This window comes from Salibacterium lacus, assembly GCF_042684865.1.
GTDB classification, from domain to species: Bacteria; Bacillota; Bacilli; order Bacillales; family Marinococcaceae; genus Salibacterium; species Salibacterium lacus.
This window is the reverse complement of the sequence record NZ_JBHUML010000003.1, coordinates 64,038-81,808: the sequence shown is the minus strand read 5'-3', so window position 1 is coordinate 81,808 and position 17,771 is coordinate 64,038. Positions and strand designations below refer to the sequence as shown.

General features: G+C 48.8%; 17 protein-coding genes. 12 read left to right on the top strand and 5 right to left on the bottom strand.

Annotated elements, in window-relative coordinates:
* Nucleotides 1–43: 43 nt before the first annotated feature.
* Complete coding sequence (locus ACFSUB_RS11015) at nt 44–211, top strand: hypothetical protein (RefSeq protein WP_380713312.1); 168 nt, start codon at nt 44–46, stop codon at nt 209–211.
* Nucleotides 212–272: 61 nt separating this feature from the next.
* Here ACFSUB_RS11015 and ACFSUB_RS11010 read toward each other — a convergent pair whose 3' ends face one another.
* Both ACFSUB_RS11010 and ACFSUB_RS11005 read right to left on the bottom strand, forming a co-directional pair.
* Complete coding sequence (locus tag ACFSUB_RS11010) at nt 273–1,430, bottom strand: acyl-CoA dehydrogenase family protein (RefSeq protein WP_380713311.1); 1,158 nt, start codon at nt 1,428–1,430, stop codon at nt 273–275.
* Between the two features lie 97 nt (nt 1,431–1,527).
* On the bottom strand, nt 1,528–2,301 hold the full coding sequence (locus tag ACFSUB_RS11005; protein WP_380713310.1) for a class I SAM-dependent methyltransferase: 774 nt from the start codon (nt 2,299–2,301) through the stop codon (nt 1,528–1,530).
* A 120-nt stretch (nt 2,302–2,421) separates the two neighbouring features.
* On the opposite strand from ACFSUB_RS11005, the gene helD reads away from it, so the two are divergent.
* The 4 genes from helD to ACFSUB_RS10985 all read left to right on the top strand — a co-directional run bounded on the left by helD (nt 2,422) and on the right by ACFSUB_RS10985 (nt 9,274).
* Nucleotides 2,422–4,704, top strand: a complete 2,283-nt coding sequence (gene helD / locus ACFSUB_RS11000; protein ID WP_380713309.1) for an RNA polymerase recycling motor HelD — start codon at nt 2,422–2,424, stop codon at nt 4,702–4,704.
* Nucleotides 4,705–4,907: 203 nt separating this feature from the next.
* Nucleotides 4,908–6,983 (top strand): methyl-accepting chemotaxis protein, encoded by a 2,076-nt coding sequence (locus ACFSUB_RS10995; RefSeq protein WP_380713308.1) that lies wholly within the window; start codon nt 4,908–4,910, stop codon nt 6,981–6,983.
* A 139-nt stretch (nt 6,984–7,122) separates the two neighbouring features.
* Nucleotides 7,123–7,617: a GNAT family N-acetyltransferase gene (locus ACFSUB_RS10990; RefSeq protein WP_380713307.1), complete on the top strand. Its 495-nt coding sequence runs from the start codon at nt 7,123–7,125 to the stop codon at nt 7,615–7,617.
* Complete coding sequence (locus tag ACFSUB_RS10985; protein WP_380713306.1) at nt 7,610–9,274, top strand: YndJ family protein; 1,665 nt, start codon at nt 7,610–7,612, stop codon at nt 9,272–9,274. Before ACFSUB_RS10990 ends, ACFSUB_RS10985 begins: the two co-directional genes overlap by 8 nt.
* On the opposite strand, the gene ACFSUB_RS10980 is transcribed toward ACFSUB_RS10985, so the two are convergent.
* Entirely contained in the window at nt 9,201–10,583 is a 1,383-nt protein-coding gene (locus tag ACFSUB_RS10980) for an MATE family efflux transporter (RefSeq protein ID WP_380713305.1), read from the bottom strand. The two genes, ACFSUB_RS10985 and ACFSUB_RS10980, sit on opposite strands and share 74 nt — an antisense overlap.
* A 224-nt stretch (nt 10,584–10,807) precedes the next feature.
* On the opposite strand from ACFSUB_RS10980, the gene ACFSUB_RS10975 reads away from it, so the two are divergent.
* From ACFSUB_RS10975 to ACFSUB_RS10965, 3 genes are all read left to right on the top strand, one after another.
* The gene (locus tag ACFSUB_RS10975) at nt 10,808–11,740 is read left to right on the top strand and encodes a DMT family transporter (protein ID WP_380713304.1); all 933 of its coding nucleotides are present in this window, start codon (nt 10,808–10,810) and stop codon (nt 11,738–11,740) included.
* Nucleotides 11,741–11,795: 55 nt separating this feature from the next.
* Nucleotides 11,796–12,434 carry an SDR family oxidoreductase gene (locus ACFSUB_RS10970; protein WP_380713303.1) on the top strand — a complete coding sequence of 213 codons (639 nt, stop codon included), beginning with the start codon at nt 11,796–11,798 and terminating at the stop codon, nt 12,432–12,434.
* Nucleotides 12,435–12,610: 176 nt separating this feature from the next.
* On the top strand, nt 12,611–12,853 hold the full coding sequence (locus ACFSUB_RS10965) for a DUF2584 family protein (protein WP_380713302.1): 243 nt from the start codon (nt 12,611–12,613) through the stop codon (nt 12,851–12,853).
* Nucleotides 12,854–12,884: 31 nt separating this feature from the next.
* Here ACFSUB_RS10965 and ACFSUB_RS10960 read toward each other — a convergent pair whose 3' ends face one another.
* Nucleotides 12,885–13,691, bottom strand: coding sequence for a 2OG-Fe dioxygenase family protein (locus tag ACFSUB_RS10960; protein WP_380713301.1), 807 nt, complete (start codon nt 13,689–13,691; stop codon nt 12,885–12,887).
* A gap of 142 nt (nt 13,692–13,833) precedes the next feature.
* Here ACFSUB_RS10960 and ACFSUB_RS10955 point away from each other — a divergent pair, with 142 nt between their 5' ends.
* From ACFSUB_RS10955 to ACFSUB_RS10940, 4 genes are all read left to right on the top strand, one after another.
* On the top strand, nt 13,834–15,993 hold the full coding sequence (locus tag ACFSUB_RS10955; RefSeq protein ID WP_380713300.1) for a type IA DNA topoisomerase: 2,160 nt from the start codon (nt 13,834–13,836) through the stop codon (nt 15,991–15,993).
* A 130-nt stretch (nt 15,994–16,123) separates the two neighbouring features.
* The gene (locus ACFSUB_RS10950; protein ID WP_380713641.1) at nt 16,124–16,453 is read left to right on the top strand and encodes a DMT family transporter; all 330 of its coding nucleotides are present in this window, start codon (nt 16,124–16,126) and stop codon (nt 16,451–16,453) included.
* A complete protein-coding gene (locus tag ACFSUB_RS10945) occupies nt 16,453–16,767 on the top strand; it encodes a DMT family transporter (RefSeq protein ID WP_380713299.1) in 315 nt (104 codons plus the stop codon). Before ACFSUB_RS10950 ends, ACFSUB_RS10945 begins: the two co-directional genes overlap by 1 nt.
* Nucleotides 16,768–16,859: 92 nt before the next feature.
* Entirely contained in the window at nt 16,860–17,189 is a 330-nt protein-coding gene (locus ACFSUB_RS10940; protein ID WP_380713298.1) for a DUF1516 family protein, read from the top strand.
* A gap of 65 nt (nt 17,190–17,254) precedes the next feature.
* Here ACFSUB_RS10940 and moaC read toward each other — a convergent pair whose 3' ends face one another.
* The gene (gene moaC, locus ACFSUB_RS10935; RefSeq protein WP_380713297.1) at nt 17,255–17,743 is read right to left on the bottom strand and encodes a cyclic pyranopterin monophosphate synthase MoaC; all 489 of its coding nucleotides are present in this window, start codon (nt 17,741–17,743) and stop codon (nt 17,255–17,257) included.
* Between the last annotated feature and the right edge of the window lie 28 nt (nt 17,744–17,771).

Sequence of the window (17,771 nt, the reverse complement as noted above, 5' to 3'; positions counted from 1 at the left end):
GTAACAGACGTTGCAATTGGTGCAATGTCAGGAGGGACTGCACTTGTATATGTTTGCAGCGGCAGCAGTGGTTATTTTTGTGTGTGGATTTACGATGGCGCGCATAGTGAACATTTTTTGGGAGTCTTCCTCCATCTTAAGGGATGCTGTGGTCACGCTGTTTCAGGGACTGGCGCTGGCTGCTATGATCATGATCTGGAGGTTATTATGACAGAAGGGGACAACCGTGCGGACACCTGATCCATAAAAAAAAGAGTGGAAACCTGATATCGTCAGGTTTCCACTCTTTTAATGAGGTCGGAGGCGAGCTGCATGATGGTCATGTCGTCCATTGGGGGATTGTGAAGACCGGCACGGACGTCGCGGTAGTACCGCTGGAGCGGATTGTGCCGGGAAAGACTGCGGGCTCCGGCGATCCGCATAGCAGTGTCGACGATGGTCACAGCATTGTTCACGACGCTGTATTTCACTGCCCCAAGCTCCGGCTTCATCGTCTGCCGCTCCTCGTAGGACGATTCGTCCCACTCCGCAGCGACGTTATAAAGAAAGTGCCGGCTTTGTTTAGAGAGGAGTTCCATTTCACCGATCTTCTGGCGCACGTTCGGAAGGTCGGAAATGGTCCCGTCGATGCTGTTTGGCGAATACTCTTTTGCAAAAGATACAGCATAGTCCTTCGCAGCTTCGGCAATGCCTGCGTAGCAGGCCGGAATGTGCAGCAGCCAGCCGGCTGCCGGTTTATCGCCTGGTGCTAAATAAGTGACAAGATGGTTTTGCGGGACATGAACCTGGTCAAGCACGAGGTCATGACTGCCGGTGCCGCGCATGGCAATAGAATCCCATGTTTCTTCAATCGATAAACCGTTGCTCTCCCGTGGGATCAGAAAGTTTGCGACACGTTCGTCGGTTTCAAGAGTGGCACTGACGACAAAGTAATCAAGCACCGGCGCCATTGTTGCAAAGGTTTTACGGCCGGTAATCTGCCACTCTCCGTTTTTGTGCACCGCAGTGGTTTCGGGTCTGCCGCCTCTTGTGGGACTGCCGGTGGCCGGTTCGGTTGCCGTGTTGTTTAAAAGAGCTCCTTCTTCGAGCACTTCTTTACAAAAGGAAGCATAGATATCTTCCGGCCAGCTGTTCTGTTCCCCAAGGTTCTGAACGATCCCCATGTGCCAGCCGATGGAGAGGGCTGTAGATCCGTCTGCCTTCCCGATGATTTCCTGCGCTTTCACAAGTTCCAGAAGCGAAATGCCTTTGCCGCCATACCGCTGTGGAACTGTTAATCCGGTGTATCCAATATTCTTTAACGTTTCTATATTTTCGACCGGGAAAGAGGCCTCTTCATCATGCCGGGCTGCTCTTTCCTTAAAAGGCTGGACGTGTTGTTTCAAAACATTCAAACGCTCGTTCATGGTAGACTGTTCAAGCATTTCCATCGTTTCATTCCTCCTTCTGCAAATCATATCTTCCTTCTGCAGGGAAGCAGAAGCATACATCTTGCAAAAGCAGTTTCATCCTGCATCGGTTTTTCGATTATCTCTGTATGTCGTCTTCGACTTCCCATTCCTGAAGGATATGATGAAACTGCTCCCGGCTGACAATCTGGTCCCCATTCGTCGTGTCATGTACGACGTAAACAGGGCCTTCTGCTCCATGTTGGACCGATACGGATGTAATGGAGGGCACTCCTTCTTCACCCTTTTTGCAGACCGCAACCCCAAGCGGGTAATGCATTCCTTCGCGCTTCGGTTCAATCGTAACGCCGCGCTGATAATAAAAGGATGTAGCGGGATACTCCTGAAACAGCTCCCGGAACTCTTCATCAGTGATTTGATGATAGTGAAAAGGCGAGTTACTCGGTTTTCCGCGTCCCTGACCGAACGGGGTGGAGAGCACAAGGGTACCGCCGGGACGGAGCAGGCTCAGAATGTTTCGCAGAAATACTTGATCGTCCGGCACATGTTCCATCGTTTCAAAGGACAGAATGGTATCAAATGTGCCAAGCTCTTCTTCAATGCCTGGATCCAGGGCATCCGCGGTCTGAAAGGTAAGCAGCGGATGGTAATAGTGCTGCTTGGCGTAACGGATCGTTTCTGGATCGACATCCACTCCGACGATCTCACTGATTTCTTTTTTCTTCTTTTTTGCTGTCATCTGCGCGCCGTATCCCGTGCCGGATGCAATGTCCAGGACACGGCCTTTTACATAGGGAAGGGCAAATGTGTACCGCGCCAGATGTTCCAGCAGAAGGCCGTTCTCCGGCTTCATTTCTTTAGGGATAATACGTTCTCCTGTATCTTCGAGCATGATTCTCACCACTTTACCATTTTTACGTATCCCATTATATCAGAAAAAAGTGGCAGGTGATGGCAGGAGCGGGGTTATGATATGATTTTTTCATGAGTCTTTCATAGGAAGGGGTTCTTGATGGCAGAGCGGAAACCAACGGAATTGGAAAAAGAAGAACAGCATCTGGAAGAAACCAAACAGTACCTGGAACAGGTGCTTGATAAAGCATCAAAAGATCAGGACACCTTTCAAGGCAATATAAAACACGCGATGGAAGAACTGGATCACTTGGACAGTTCCCTGAGCTATGTCAATATTCTTGCGAATGCGAACCTGCTTGATATGGCGGATAAGAATTTCCGAAATCTCGTAAACGTCCGGGAAAAACCGTATTTCGCGCGTATCGATTTCACCCCGGATCATTCGAAAGAAAAAGAGGAATTATATATCGGGAAGGCGTCTTTGTATACAGAGGACACCCATGAACCGGTCATTGTTGACTGGCGCTCTCCCGTTGCTAATCTGTATTACGAAGGGCAGATCGGAGAAGCGGTGTATAAAGCACATGGAGAAGAATATACCGGCGAGTTGAACCTGAAGCGCCAGTACACGATAGAAAAAGGGCAGCTCCAGGACTTCCGGGATATCGATGTGACCGCCAGAGACGAAATGCTTCAGGAAGCGCTGACGACCAATGCCGACAAACGCTTGAAAGATATTGTCTCTACGATTCAGGCAGAGCAGAACCGGATTATCCGCGCCGATATGCACAAGCCGGTCATCGTGCAGGGAGTGGCCGGAAGTGGAAAAACAACGATAGCGATGCACCGGATTGCCTATTTCATCTATACGTATGCCGAAACATTCAATCCCGATGAAATGATGATTCTCGCCCCGAACCATCTGTTTCTCGATTATATTTCCGATGTCCTCCCGGAACTCGGTGTCGACGATGTGAAGCAGACCACGTTTACCGATTTTTTTCTTGAAGCAATCGGGAAGAAGCATACTTTTACGCCTTATGATGAAAAGCTCTTAAAACTGGTGGAACAGACGGAGACCGACACGGCTGATATGGAATGGACCGCCGGCTGGAAGGGGTCTCTGGATTTTAAAGATCTGCTGGAGCGGTTTGCAGCATCGGTGGAAGAAGAACTTGTGCCGCAGGAGGATGTCATGCTCGAACGCTTTGTCGTGTTTTCCGGAAAACGCCAGCGTGAACTGTTTCAGGAGCAGTATGCGTATATGCCGCCTTATCAGCGTCTGGACAAAATCAAAGACGTTATAAAAAAACAGGCGAAAACCCGGATACAGGAGATTTTCGACCAGGTTGAAGAAGTCTATGACAATAAAATCGAGAAATACCGCCACGGCATCCGCGATCCCGAAGAACGACGCCGCAAAGTAGTGGAGATGTTTGATAAAAAAGAACATCATATGGAGCAGCTGAAACAGGAAGCCAAAACCGTGGTTTCTGATTATACGAAACGGTTCAGCAAAAAGAAGGTACATGATTACTATAAAGAATTAATCAAAGATCCGGAGAAACTGCTCGCATGCAGCGGCGGATGGTTAAACCGGGACCAGGTGGAAAAACTTGCGGCCTATCATGACCAGCTCCTGAAAGGAAATAAACTGGAGTATGAAGACGCGGCGCCGCTTCTGTATCTGAAGCATCTTCTTTACGGCGTAAAGCTCCCGCAGAAAATCAAAAACGTCGTGATTGATGAAGCGCAGGACTACAGCATTTTTCAGCTGTATATGCTGCGGCATGTGCTTAACACCGAATTATTTACGATTCTCGGCGATTTGTCGCAGGGCATTCACAGCTACCGGAGTATTCAGGACTGGAATCAGGTGTTGGAGCGTATTTTTCCAAAAGCCACCTATACCGAGCTTGAGCAGAGTTACCGGACGACAAAAGAAATCATGGATAAGGCCAATCAGGTCATCACTTACAGCGGCAATAAAGACCTGCCTAAAGCTAAACCGGTCGTGCGCCGCGGGGAAGTACCGGTCTTTCAAGCTTACGATTCGATGGAAGGATTGGCTTCGGAGGTCCAAACTACAATACAAAAATGGAAAAAAGACGATGTCCTGTCTATGGCCGTCATTACAAAAACGGCAGAAGAAGCGAATGTCGTGATGAAACAGCTTGAAAAAGAAACGGATATTGGGCTGCAGATGCTGCAGGAAAATGAAGCACTCGATCCGGAAAAAGTGCAGATTCTTCCTTCCTATTTGTCCAAAGGGCTTGAATTTGACGGCGTTATGCTTATAACCAAAGAAGAACGGTTTGATCCGGAGAATGAACTCGATATTAAATTGCTGTACGTTGCGATGACAAGAGCGCTCCATCACCTTGATATTTTCACCCGGAGGCAGTATAAAGAAGATCTACTGGAAAAAATCAGAGAATAAACTCATTGCTTAACCGTCATGTTTTTCATGGCGGTTTTTATTATAAAAAAAGTTAAAAATATTTTAAACGATAATAGTGAGGGATGAAGCGCTCTCATTTCTATCGATCATAGGATATGACTATTTGCTTATTTTTTGTTTTCATATAGAATGGCATTTGGATGAAATAAGACTTATGTATCAATGAAAGTTGGGGGATTGTTATGAAGGGGCACATGACGCTGCGGAAAAAGATGCTTGCGATTTTTATCCCGCTGGTTTTGATATCGGGGGCTGCTGTTTCAGCGGTATCCTATTTTACCGCTAAAGGTGACCTTGAAAATGCACTGGAGGATAACATGACTGCCACCAGTGCGGAATTGACGGAAGCAACCGAGAAAGGGTTCGTCGCGCACCAACGGATTGGCGACAATTTATCGTCCCTGTTGACCAGCCAGGGAACGTCACTGGAAAAAGAAGAAATAGCGGGTATTCTTGAGAATATGATCTGGAATAATGAGCAGACGCTGGGGGCTGGTGTCTGGTTTGAACCGTATGCCTACAATGAAGATACAGAGTATTTCGGACCATACGTGTATAAAGAAGACGGCGAAGCAGTATATACCGAAATGTATGAAGAACCTGATTATGATTATCCAAGCTACGAATGGTACAAAGCAGGGATGGACTCCGACGGAGGAGCGGTATGGACGGCACCATATAACGATGGGGAAACCGGCATTACGATGTTGACGACCGCGGTTCCTTTTCAGAATGATGCCGGGGAAACAGTAGGTGTCGTCACGTCAGACATCGATTTGAGTACGTTGCAGGACCAAATTGGTTCGGCGGATATGAATGGTTCCGGCTTTGCTTTTCTAACCGATGAAAACGGGCAGTACATTGCGCATCCGAACCGGGACAAAGTGATGTCGGCAGGTGTGAGTGATGAGGAAGAATTCGGCGGAACATTCTCCACCGAAGTGGAAGAGATTCAAAGGCTCGATTACAACGGCGAACAACATCTTGTGTATCAGCAGGACCTTCCCACAACGGGATGGACGTTATCTCTTGCGGTTCCGGAAACGGAATTGTATGCACCGTTGAATCAGCTTTTAACCCAGTTGATTATCTATACTGTCGTCGTAGCAGCGCTTGGATCAATCGTGATCTTCCTGTTTTCCGGACGCTTGACCCGTCATCTGAATACACTAAAAGAAAAAATGGGACGGGTGAGTGAAGGAGATCTGACGGTGAACACATCGATTGCTTCCAATGACGAAGTCGGGGTGCTGGGAAGTCAGTTCAATAAGATGACCGAGGATATGAATAATCTTCTCACCTCGATGCAGCAGACCGTGTACCAGCTGCGGGAGTCGTCCGAACAGATGAGTGCCACTTCGGAAGAAACGACTGCTTCGAGTCAGGACATTAACAAGGCGATTCAGGATGTAGCCGCAACGGCAACGTCCATGTCGGAACAGACCGAAGAAACCAATCAGGCATCCGGCGAACTCGCAACATCGATTGAAAATATTACACAGCGGGTGGAATCGGTCAGGGAATTGAGTGAAAGGCAGGAATCCGACCATAAAGGCGGTCTTGAACAGATGCAAACCCTCCAGCACGCTTCAGAATCCGCCGCAGAACAGACAGATAAAGCCGGCTCCACCGTGCAGGAACTGTCCGAACACGTACAGAGCATTGAATCGGTGATTGGAAGCATTGAAGAGATTTCCGAACAGACCAACCTTCTTGCTTTAAATGCGAGCATTGAGGCAGCCAGAGCCGGGGAACACGGTAAAGGGTTTGCGGTGGTCGCCGGCGAAGTCCGGAAATTATCCGAACAGACAAACGATATGACAGGGCGGATTAAAGAACGGATAGCATCGGTCAAACAGGAATCTCAGGAAGCTGTCACATCGATGAACGATGTGAAAAGCTCAAACGATCATCAACGGGAAGCTGTATCCCAGACAAAAGACATATTTGAACGGCTTACAAGCGTCGCAAGAGAAATGTCCGAGGCAATGAATGCCATTTCCGGTGATGCGGTGAACATGAACGAGAAGAAAGACAATATTACGGAAAAACTGGACAATATCAATGCCAGCATTCAACAGACAGCATCGGCGAGCGAAGAGATCAGCGCATCGACCGATGAACAGGTGCAGGCGCTCCAGGGAGTAGCAGAAACCGCAGAGCAGCTGCAGGAAATGAGCGAAGAAGCCGACCAGAAAGTACGGGCCTTCCATATTCAGGAGCAGACGCAGGAAAAAGCAGACGGCGATGTTCATTAATCACCGTCTTAAAGAACGACAGCGGCATCATCATATGCTGCTGCCGTTCTTTTTTTTACGGCACGTTTGCGATTGAAATTCACGGTCGTGATGATAAGATGGAAATGATAAATTGTCATAAGAATTGGTGGAGAAAATAATGAAAATAGTAGAAGTGGAAGCAGCGGAAGCGGAAACGGTGAGAATTGTCATGCAGCAGGCGTTTGCTGAATACGATAAGGACGTTATACCATCAGGGGCTATGCAGGAAACGACGGAATCTATCCAGGCATCCATAGCAGACGGGGAAGAAACAGCGGCTGTGTGCTATCTCGAAAACAGGCCGGTCGGTGTTGTCAGAGTACGGGAAGAAGAGGACGCGCTTTACTTTTTCCGATTATCCGTTCCGCCTGAAGAACGGGGAAGCGGGATAGGATCGGCATTGATCCGCTGGGTCGAAAGCAAAGCGCTGCAGCTCGAAAAAGAAACGGTGTATTGTAAAGTGCGGGCGGCCGCGCCTCATAATGTAAGGCGTTATGAACGTCTGGGGTACCATATTTATGATACGTTCACTGTGGACAGACTGGAATGGCCGGCCTTTGATGTTATCGCCATGAAAAAAAAGATACCGGTGGAGCAGTCGACCCATGAATAAATGGAACACGTTGCTTCCTGGTGCGTTCAGCTTACTGTTCTGGTCGATTATTGTACAGCCGGATCTGATCGAAGCAGCCTTGGCAGCAGCTTTCTTTCTGGTTGTACCTGCTGTGTTGTATGTTTCAACTGTGTCCCTCCCCGGGCGGACACGTCTGTGCTGGTTTGGTGCTGCCTGGAGCGGTGCACTTTCGATGATGATGGAAACCGGAATAACGGCGATGGTGTTTGCTGTGGTGTGGTTTCTGTTTACTGGGTACATTGCCTGGAAAGGCTTATCCAGGCTGATGACAAGAGGGACAGCTCCTTTAGAAGAGACGGTGGTCGATGCGGGGTTTGTGTATGTCGCTATCGGAGGCGCCTGGTTAGTGCTGTCCCGCGCAGGCACCGCTCCATTGCTTCCCTATACGGAAGTGATTGTGGATTTAACAGCGGTTCACTTTCACTATGCCGCATTTTTGCTGCCGGTATTAACAGGTCTGCTGGGCCGGCGCCGCTATTATAGAGAAGTGTCCGGCAGACCTTTATTATACAGGATACTGGCAGCTGGAATAACAGCAGGTCCCATTTTGACAGCTGTTGCCGTTGATCAAGGACCGCCGCTTGAAGCGGTGCTTGTCGGCATGTATGTCGTATTTCTGTACTGGTTTGCAGGATGGAGCATAAAGGAAGCCTTCTCGATGCCGCTGTTTTCAAAAATAACAATAACTATTTCCTCGGTCATATTGATAGGGACGATGACACTTTCGATTCTTTACAGCACAGGACGTGCTGCTGGTTACCAAGTAATCGGCATAGCGGGAATGATTCCGTGGCACGGCGCCTGGAATGCATTCGCTTTTTCCATTCTTGCGTTGATCGGGTGGGCTCTCGTATCTCCCGGACCAAGAGCAGGTTATCATTCATTTCCCGTCAGCAGACTGCGGGGAAAAGAGAATATTGCAGAACGCATAGAACAGAATCAGCGGCTTCACGCCACAGATGGTTTGATTGCTTCGTGGGATGCATATAAAAGAAAAGATTTTGATCCAGAGATGCTTTCTCCGCTTGTAAGCGCGTTTCATACACACACGGACCGGTTCCGTATGAAAGCGGACATTCAGTGGCGTTTTTCTCTTCTATATCGTGCTTCGTCTTATTTCAGTAAGAAAATGAAACAGATTAATGTTCCGCCAACAGGAAAAGGGGACATGGAAGGAAAAATGTATAGTGTGGGGGAGCAGCAGGACGGACGCCCGGACCCACGTGTCTGGCTGCGCAGCCATGCAGGTACAGGCAGTCCGGTGTTCACAGCGGTGTATTCTCATCACACGAAAGAGGATGTCACGTATCTTAATGTAGGGCTTCCTCTTCCGGTTGGTGTGATGACAGGCATTCTCCGGCCCGATAATGGCAAAGACGGTGCGCTTGTTCTTACGAGCCGCAAACGATCTGATGTCTGTGGGGATGAGGGTATTTATGTTACGGCCGGCCGCTGGACATGGAAAACACCGCTCCGGGAAACATTTAACATGAAGCAGACGAAAGAAGATATACTGGAAGCCGAGCATACCATGGCGATAGGTCGTTTTCGTTTCCTTAGGATTACGTACTGCCTGCCTTTGATGAAAAGTCAAGGGAGTCGGCATGACGGCGCTGGACGATTCGCAGGCGAATGAAAAAACCGACGGCAGCTGAGGTTAATCCGACCGTAATACCGAGCCACCATCCGAAAGGGCCGAGTGCGGTGTAAGCGGCAAGCATATAACCGGCGGGCAGGCCGAACAGCCAGTAAGATACAAACGACGTGAAAAAAGGAACCGTTACATCCTTGTATCCCTGCAGCACTCCCTGCAGGGTCGACTGGGCGGCGTCGGAAAATTGATAGAAAATCGCAAACACGAGGAACTGCCCCGCAAGCGCCGCCACTTCAGGATCATTTGTGTAAATCCAGCCGATATCCTGCCGGAACACGTAAATCAAACAGGAAGAAATAGAAATAATACACACGGCCGATGCCACCCCGATCCGGGTGTACTGCTTTGCGTGGTCCAGCCGCTGGGCACCGATTTCAAACGCTGTGACAATCGTTAAAGCAAGAGAGATGCTTAACGGAATCATAAAAATGATGGATGTGAAACTGAACGCCGCCTGATGGGCGGCAATCGTCACCGTATCAAACATCGCCCCCATGAAAAGCGTGACCGCGGAAAAAATACTGGCCTCAAAGAACAGCGACAAGCCGAGCGGTATACCGATACGCAGCTGCTTTTTCCAGGCGTTCCATGAAGGAGCGGTCCACCGCCTGAAAATCCGGAACGGCTTCATGATTTCCACCCGGAATGTCATGACAGCACTCAACAGCAGTACAACCCCGTACGATAGAGCAGTAGCATATCCCGCGCCGACTCCTCCCATTTCCGGCGCTCCGAATTTCCCGAATATCAGACAGTAATTAAATAGAAAATTGAGCGGCAGAACGCCCAGCATAATCGTCATTGTGATGCGGGGGTATCCTTGCGCATCAAAAAAGTTGCGTACCACCATCGACAGAAAAAACGGGATGACGCCAAAGGACAAACCCATCAGATAATGCTTGGCAATGTGGTGCACCGATGGATCGAGCGACATGACCGACAGCACGGGATCGAGGAAGATCCATCCCGCTCCAAGGATAAGAAGACCGAAAAGAATCGCAATATAAAAGCCCTGTGTCACGATGTCTGTGATGCTGCGCCGGTCATTTCTGCCGAGCAGCTGGCCGATCACCGGCGTGATGGAAAGAAGGACTCCATTTACACCGGTAAAGACGGGAAGCCATAAACTGGATCCGATCGAAACGCCGGCCAGGTCATTGGTGCCGGCCTGGCCGGACATGATGGTATCAATGAGATTCATGCCGAAATAACTTAATTCCGTCACGAGAATCGGCCATAGAATGACAGCGAAAAGTTTGATTTTTTCTAACATGGTGATGGCGTGGTACATAAATAAAGCCTCCGGACATCATGGTTCAAACCATGCTTAACATAGCAATTTCTCCTGGTTTTGGCAAGATATAAAGGGTGGATATGATTGTACGTCAAAGAACGTCAAAACTATTTTAATATAATAGCTTGTTCCTGTCGTATTTACAGGCTGAAGGTGAGAAGATGGAATCGTTCCTGAGGGGACGAATCTTTATATCATTTTAAAGCAAAGAAGGTGAGACGATGAGATCTGTTGCTGCCTATGGTATAACAATGCTGGGAGCTTCTTTCTGGGGGTTGACCGGACTGTTTGTTCAGCGCCTCTATATGTTTGGATTTTCCCCGATTCATGTCGTAACGATACGAATGGTGCTGTCGATGGTTATCCTGTTCAGTATCGTAGGTATCATCCGGCCTTATCTTCTGAAGATCCACCTCCGGGACCTGCCTTATTTCATCGGCTTGGGGGTTGTGAGCATCGCATTATTTAACTGGTTCTATTTCACGGTTATGGAACAGGCTTCCCTGTCGGTGGCGGTCGTTCTGTTGTATACGAGTCCTGTTTTTGTGGCGCTGATGTCCCGGTTTGTATTCCAGGAGGCGTTCACCGTGAATAAAATCGGAGCCGTAGTGCTGACTACGGCCGGATGCAGCCTTGTTGCCGGCTTTTTTCCGTTTGGTTCCATGAACCTAACCGTATCTGTTGTGTTTTTCGGGCTGGCTTCCGGATTTTTCTGCGGACTGTACAGTATTATTGGAAAATCCGTCAGCCGCAAATACCATTCTGTTACCATTACGGCTTATTCGATGATGTGCGGGGGAGCGTTTCTTCTGCCGGTCAGCGGCATCGAAAAAAACCTTATGCCGTTTCTGGAGCCGATAGTCTGGATATATGCTTTAGGCAGTGTCCTTGTATCCACCATATTGGCCTATGTATTGTACACAGCCGGGTTAAAATATATTGAATCCAGCCATGCCGCGGTCCTTGCAACCATTGAACCGATTGTCGGTATAATAGTCGGGGTTCTTGTTTTCGGGGACGAATTAACGGGATGGCAGAGCGCAGGAATCGTTCTCGTTTTTTCTTCCATTATTCTATCTGTCTTTTCCAATGGAAATAAATTCACATCTAAAAGACAGAGACGTTATTTTTCCGACAACGGGAATGCCATGTAAGGTTTTGTATGTGATAAAATCAGGGTAAAGATAGGTAAACGAGGAGGGATCAGGGATGAAGGTTTTGGTGGCTGGTGCCCACGGGGATACCGGACAGATTCTCGTACGTATTCTTGCCGAACAGCCCGAGCATGAAGTGCACGCCATGGTACGCGATTATGATCAAGCCGGAATAATGAGGGAATGGGGAGCAGATTACATCGTGACAGCGGATCTTGAGAACAATGTGTCAAAAGCCCCAAAAGAAATGGATGCTGTTCTCTTTGCTGCTGGCTCCGGACCCGAAGCCGACCTTGAAAAGATCCTCGCAGTGGAGCAGGTAGGTGCGAAAAAACTGATTGATGCTTCCAGGGCTCAGGGGGTTCACCAATTTATTATGCTGAGCAGCATCGGGGCGGACCAGCCGTCCGGACCGGATAAATATTACCTGGAAGCCAAAGGAACGGCAGATGCGCACCTGCAAAGCAGCGGGCTGACCCATACCATTATCCGGACAGGTTCTCTTACTCCAGGAGAAGGAACCGGGTTAGTGGAAATAAAAGAACGATTCACAGATGCGTATGAACGAAGTATCTCAAGGGAAGACGCCGCTGCGGTAATGATTGCTTCGTTAACACACAACAAAGCGCGTGATAAAACGTTTGAGCTTTCCTCAGGAGACCGCTCGGTAAACGAAGCATTGAATAAGCTGTAGGCTGCCTTGTTATGTTTTATATTTCCCGGGAAATGATGTCGAAAAAGGGGAAAGAAAAGAGTGCTGCCAATTCGTGCAGTGCTCTTATTTATTTTAAATATTTAAGGGTTTGGAAGGAATTATCCGAACAGTGTCGAAATCTATCTTAAAGGTGCAAAGGAAGGGTGGAATGGATCATGGGATTTTCCATCGAAGTAAACGGAGAAATCGTTACGCATAATCAGGCAGAGCGGCTTGGGGATAGATCGTTTCGTCTTGTGAAAGACGGATACCATTTGTATCCGCTTGATTCGAAAATTGATATTCAAATGGAAGAGAATAAACCGCCGTTTGGAACGGCGGTCATTACAAAAGTGGAATGGAGTTCCGGGCGGACAACCCTTTTCTATGAACTCGTTTCCCTGTCTTCAGTGAATTAATGCAGGACCTGTTCCCCGCAGGCATCTTCTTCTATACGTAAATCATGGTATCCGTATTACCCCGTGTGCTTCTAATCTGATCAGGGTCGGCAATAACCGTCGGCTGATAATCAATCAGGATGGCGGACCGTTCCCCCGGACCGTCTGTTTCCCCTTTTTCAACATCCCCGACATAATGCGTGACAAGTGGATCATATACACTGTAGGACTCAAGAGGCTCATCCAGGTAAAAGGACTGCTTAATATCATCCTGCGGGATATCCGCCGGCATTTTGCCGCGGTGCCGGGGTGCAGAAATTGCATTTAACCCGCCGCTTATGTTGTTTCGCCGGATGAGGTGGGCAAACGTAAACGGTTCCCCGTCCTGATGGAGGGTGTTCGGTGAAGACACCGCCACATCGCCCGGATTTTCCACCTTCAGTTTCACAAAATGCACGCCTGCGTGAAAAGGCATCAGCGCATCTTCTCTCGTCCAAAACGTTTCCCTGAAGTCCTGACGTATCATTTCCCGGAGCAGCCTGTTTTCCATTGAACACTGCCAAAGAGCCGGGAACCGCCGGTATTCTCCCACATATTCCGGATTAAAGCTTCCCTGAAAATATTCATAATAGGCATGACCGTCGACCCATGTTTCCGGAAGCCACGTCACGTCATGCGTGCCCGGCATCACAAGCGCCCGCCCGTAACGACGGTACCGGTTCAGGTGCGGAGCGTATTCATCGGCTGGGAGGTGGTCAAAGGCATGCTGAAGCGCAGCCAGATCATCGTCGATACCCGGATAATTTATTTTATCTTTTAAATGGTAATATTCGTATCCTGCTTCTTTTAACTGACTCACAGCTATGACCTCCATCTATGAGAATTCCTTTAAAAGTTTATCATTTTTTCCTCCCGCCGATAAGAGAAAGCATTTCGAAACGAAGTGAAATCCTATATACTGAAAAGAACATACATTCGATATCATCCAGGAAGGAGCATGCATGATGCCGGTTATTCTCGCAGAAAAACCAAGTCAGGCGAAAGCGTATGCCGCCGCATTCCCAAAAGGGCAGAAAAAGGAAGGATACATGACAATTCCCGCCTGTTCTGTTTTTCCGGAAGGAGCCGTACTGACATGGGGAGTCGGCCATCTCATCGAACTAAAAAGCCCGGCCGAATATGAAGCATCGTGGAAACGGTGGGATCTCCAGCAGCTGCCGATGCTGCCGGGCACGTATGAGTTCCGTCCGGCCCAGAAGACGAAAAAACAGTTTCATATTGTGCGCCGTCTGCTCAAACAGGCCGATTCTATCATCGTCGCCACCGACTGCGACCGTGAAGGGGAAAACATCGCCCAAAGCATTATTCACGAAGCCGGTGTCTCAAGCAAGCCGCAGCGGCGGCTCTGGATCAATAGTCTCGAGAAAGAAGAAGTGCGAAAGGGGTTTGAACGGCTGCAGGACGGAAAAGCTTTTCATCCATTGTACCAGGAAGCCCAGGCCCGTCAGATTTCGGACTGGGTTGTTGGAATGAACGCAAGCCGGCTCTACACCCTGCTTTTGCAGAAGAAAGGACTGCAGCATGTGTTTAGTGTCGGAAGAGTGCAGACACCGACACTCAAACTGATTTATGACCGCCAGAAAGAGATTGAACGGTTCGTACCGGAGCCTTACTTTGAGATCAGGGCCGCGTTTAAAACGCAGGCGGGGAAATATGAAGGGAAACTAAAAGAAACCTATTCATCGAAAGAAAACGCAGCGGATCTGCTCCACAGGCACGGTATCCAGGAGAAGGAAACCGGACGGGTTGCGGCGGTGGACGTAAAGGAGAAGCGGGAGAAACCCCCGATGCTGCATTCCTTGTCGAGCCTGCAGACGCTGGCGAACAAAAAATATAAATACAGCCCGTCCCGCACGCTTGAAATCGTACAGAGCTTGTATGATGAACCACTGAAACTCGTGACGTACCCAAGAACCGATACCCGTCATATTACAAACAGTGAATACAGCTACGTTAAACAAAATATCACCGGATGGCAGCGGGTGACCGGAGACAATGTTGAAACGCAGGAACCCCGCGCGCTAAAGCGGTATGTCGACGACACCAAAGTGAAAGAGCACCATGCCATTATTCCGACCAGGAAAGTTCCTTCAGAAGCTGTATTGCAAAAGCTGACCCGTGAACAGAAGAACCTGTATGAGGAGATCATAAAAAGCGTGCTCGCTGTTTTTCATCAGGATTATGTTTATGAAGAAACGACAGTTACTACCGATGTGAAGGGACTCGCGTTTTTAAGTAAAGGGAAAGTCGAGAATCAGAGAGGATGGAAAACGTTGTTTGACATCTCGGGCAGCCCCTCCAAACAACAGCTTCCGGAGCTTCCACCTCTGAACCAGGGAATGGAAGCAGGCGCACGTGTGCAGATTCATGAAGAGATGACAAAACCGCCGAAACCCTACACAGAAGGTAATCTTATCAATATGATGAAAACGTGCGGGAGACTGGTGGAAGAAGACGAGGAAGCCAAAGCCGCACTGCAGGAAGTGGAAGGCCTCGGCACCGAAGCAACGAGAAGCGGAATCATTAAGACGTTAATACGCCAGGAGTACATCCAGGTTGAGAAGAACATTGTCCATGTGACGAAAAAAGGGGAGGTGCTCTGCGAAGCGGTACAGGGATCCCTTCTGTCCAAGCCTGAAATGACGGCAAAATGGGAGCTGTTTCTGCGCAGAATCGGAGAAGGAGAGGCTGACAGGCAGACTTTTATTGATAACACGGCGTCCTTCACGACGAAACTGGTAAGTACGGCGGCGCAGGAAGTAGAAAACATGGAAATTCCAAAAGAAGGGCTTCCGGCACCGAAGAAAGGAAAAAGCGGCGCAAAACGTCAGCAGAATGCCCCAATCGCGGCGTGCCCTTCCTGCGGGAAAGGAAGTATTGTACTTCGGAAAACGTTCTACGGCTGCACGGAGTACAGCAATGGCTGCCGGCAGACGTTCAACCGGACGATCCTCGGAAAAACCATCACGAAAGCACACATCCGTGCGTTGTGTGAAAAAGGGAAAACTCCGGTTATTGAAGGGTTTGAAGGGAAGCGGTCCTTTGACGCAGCGCTCGTGTGGAATAACGGCAAAACGGAATTTTCTTTTCGCTCGTCCTGATCTGTTCCTGAAATCCCGGATTTTGGACAAAAAATGATTGGGTCTATACAATGATAGAAAGAGGAAACATTAATGTATCCGCCGCAATTATCCACGTGAGGATGCCGGCTTTTTCAGGAGGGAAGGCATGATGAGATGGCTGATAGTAGTGATAGCAGCCGTTTTTGAGGTAGGCTGGGTGATTGGACTGAAGCACGCGGAAACCCCGGGGCAGTGGATAATGACGATGGTATGTATCGGTGTGAGTTTTTATCTTTTGGTTGCCGCGGGAAAGAACCTGCCGGTTGGAACCGCGTATGCTGTTTTTGCGGGACTTGGAACGGTCGGAACTGTCGTCAGCGGCATGGTGTTCTTTCAGGAGCCGGTGGATGGGTTGAAGTTGTTGTTCATAGGTATTCTGCTTTTAGGAGTTATCGGGTTGAAACTCGCGGAAGACCGCATGGAAACGGGGGATAACTGATGGCCTGGGTGTATCTCACAGTTGCAGGTCTTTTTGAAATGACTGGTGTCACAATGATCAATAAGCTTCATCGGGACAAAGATATAAAGACTCTTCTTTATTTGATGGGGAGTTTCTGGGTTAGTTTTGTACTGTTGTCCATGGCAATGGAGACACTTCCAATGGGAACGGCCTATGCGGTGTGGACAGGAATTGGAGCAGCTGGGGGAGCAGTTCTTGGTATGGTGTTGTATAACGAGCCTGAAGATACCTTTCGCATCAGCTGCATTGCTGTTGTTATCGCAGCCGCCGCAGGACTCAAATTGATTTCATAAGAGTTGGTGCCGAGCCCCGCAGGCTTGCGGTATAGAACTCTGTCCTATATATTAGGGGTAGAGTTATTACATACAAAGGAGACAGAGTTAATATGATGAATATGTTACAAGGAATGCATGAAGGATCATGGTTCCTGCTCGTCATTTTCTTTTTCATCAGTTATTTTGCGCCGAAGCAGAAAATCACGCTGATGATTATGCGTTTATTTGCCGTTCTTATGCTGATTTCAGGTATCGGGATGCTCGCATCCATGGACTTTCCGCTTCTTTATATCTTCAAAGGGGTGCTGGCTTTGATTGCGATTGCCCTCATGGAGATTACGATAGCCGGGAAGAAACGCGGAGAGGCCCGTGCCGGTTTGACAGGCTTACTCGTTATAGTGCTCATTATTATTGTACTGCTTGGCTACGGTGATATTTAACCGTCCAAAAAAGCCGGCGGAACAGGTTTCAACCTGTTCCGCCGGCTTTTTGTATAGACCGGAATTCATGATTCTCGGTGATAATTCCCGCTTTTCCCGCCTGTCTTATCGAGCAGGTACGTCGGGCCGATTGTCATGTCTTTCCCGGTTGATTTACACATGTCATAAACCGTGAGGGCCGCCGCGGTTGCTGCGGTGAGCGCCTCCATTTCCACCCCTGTATTTCCTTTGACTTTTACTTCACTGGTGATGGACAGATGATAGGCATCTTGTTCCTGCTGCTCCCATTCAAAATGAATATCAACACCGCTCAGCATGAGGGGGTGACACATCGGAATCCAGTCGGACGTTTTTTTCGCGCCTGTTATGCCAGCTACCTGGGCTACCGCGAGTACGCTGCCTTTCTTATTGGTTCCTTCTTCAATACGTGCATAAGCTTCCTCGGAAACGGTAATTCCCGACCGGGCGCGGGCGGTTCTAAGCGTGTCTGTTTTGTCGGATATATCGACCATTCTGGCACGTTCCTGTTCGTTCAGGTGGGTGAAGTCAGCCATCGGTACAGCTCCTTTCTAGTGAGATGCT

Excerpts from the sequence above, each read along its gene's own strand:
- ACFSUB_RS11010 (WP_380713311.1), bottom strand. The coding sequence starts at position 1,430 with ATGGAAATGCTTGAACAGTCTACCATGAACGAGCGTTTGAATGTTTTG.
- ACFSUB_RS11005 (WP_380713310.1), bottom strand. The coding sequence starts at position 2,301 with ATGCTCGAAGATACAGGAGAACGTATTATCCCTAAAGAAATGAAGCCG.
- helD (WP_380713309.1), top strand. The coding sequence starts at position 2,422 with ATGGCAGAGCGGAAACCAACGGAATTGGAAAAAGAAGAACAGCATCTG.
- ACFSUB_RS10995 (WP_380713308.1), top strand. The coding sequence starts at position 4,908 with ATGAAGGGGCACATGACGCTGCGGAAAAAGATGCTTGCGATTTTTATC.
- ACFSUB_RS10990 (WP_380713307.1), top strand. The coding sequence starts at position 7,123 with ATGAAAATAGTAGAAGTGGAAGCAGCGGAAGCGGAAACGGTGAGAATT.
- ACFSUB_RS10985 (WP_380713306.1), top strand. The coding sequence starts at position 7,610 with ATGAATAAATGGAACACGTTGCTTCCTGGTGCGTTCAGCTTACTGTTC.
- ACFSUB_RS10980 (WP_380713305.1), bottom strand. The coding sequence starts at position 10,583 with ATGTACCACGCCATCACCATGTTAGAAAAAATCAAACTTTTCGCTGTC.
- ACFSUB_RS10975 (WP_380713304.1), top strand. The coding sequence starts at position 10,808 with ATGAGATCTGTTGCTGCCTATGGTATAACAATGCTGGGAGCTTCTTTC.
- ACFSUB_RS10970 (WP_380713303.1), top strand. The coding sequence starts at position 11,796 with ATGAAGGTTTTGGTGGCTGGTGCCCACGGGGATACCGGACAGATTCTC.
- ACFSUB_RS10965 (WP_380713302.1), top strand. The coding sequence starts at position 12,611 with ATGGGATTTTCCATCGAAGTAAACGGAGAAATCGTTACGCATAATCAG.
- ACFSUB_RS10955 (WP_380713300.1), top strand. The coding sequence starts at position 13,834 with ATGATGCCGGTTATTCTCGCAGAAAAACCAAGTCAGGCGAAAGCGTAT.
- ACFSUB_RS10950 (WP_380713641.1), top strand. The coding sequence starts at position 16,124 with ATGAGATGGCTGATAGTAGTGATAGCAGCCGTTTTTGAGGTAGGCTGG.
- ACFSUB_RS10945 (WP_380713299.1), top strand. The coding sequence starts at position 16,453 with ATGGCCTGGGTGTATCTCACAGTTGCAGGTCTTTTTGAAATGACTGGT.
- ACFSUB_RS10940 (WP_380713298.1), top strand. The coding sequence starts at position 16,860 with ATGATGAATATGTTACAAGGAATGCATGAAGGATCATGGTTCCTGCTC.
- moaC (WP_380713297.1), bottom strand. The coding sequence starts at position 17,743 with ATGGCTGACTTCACCCACCTGAACGAACAGGAACGTGCCAGAATGGTC.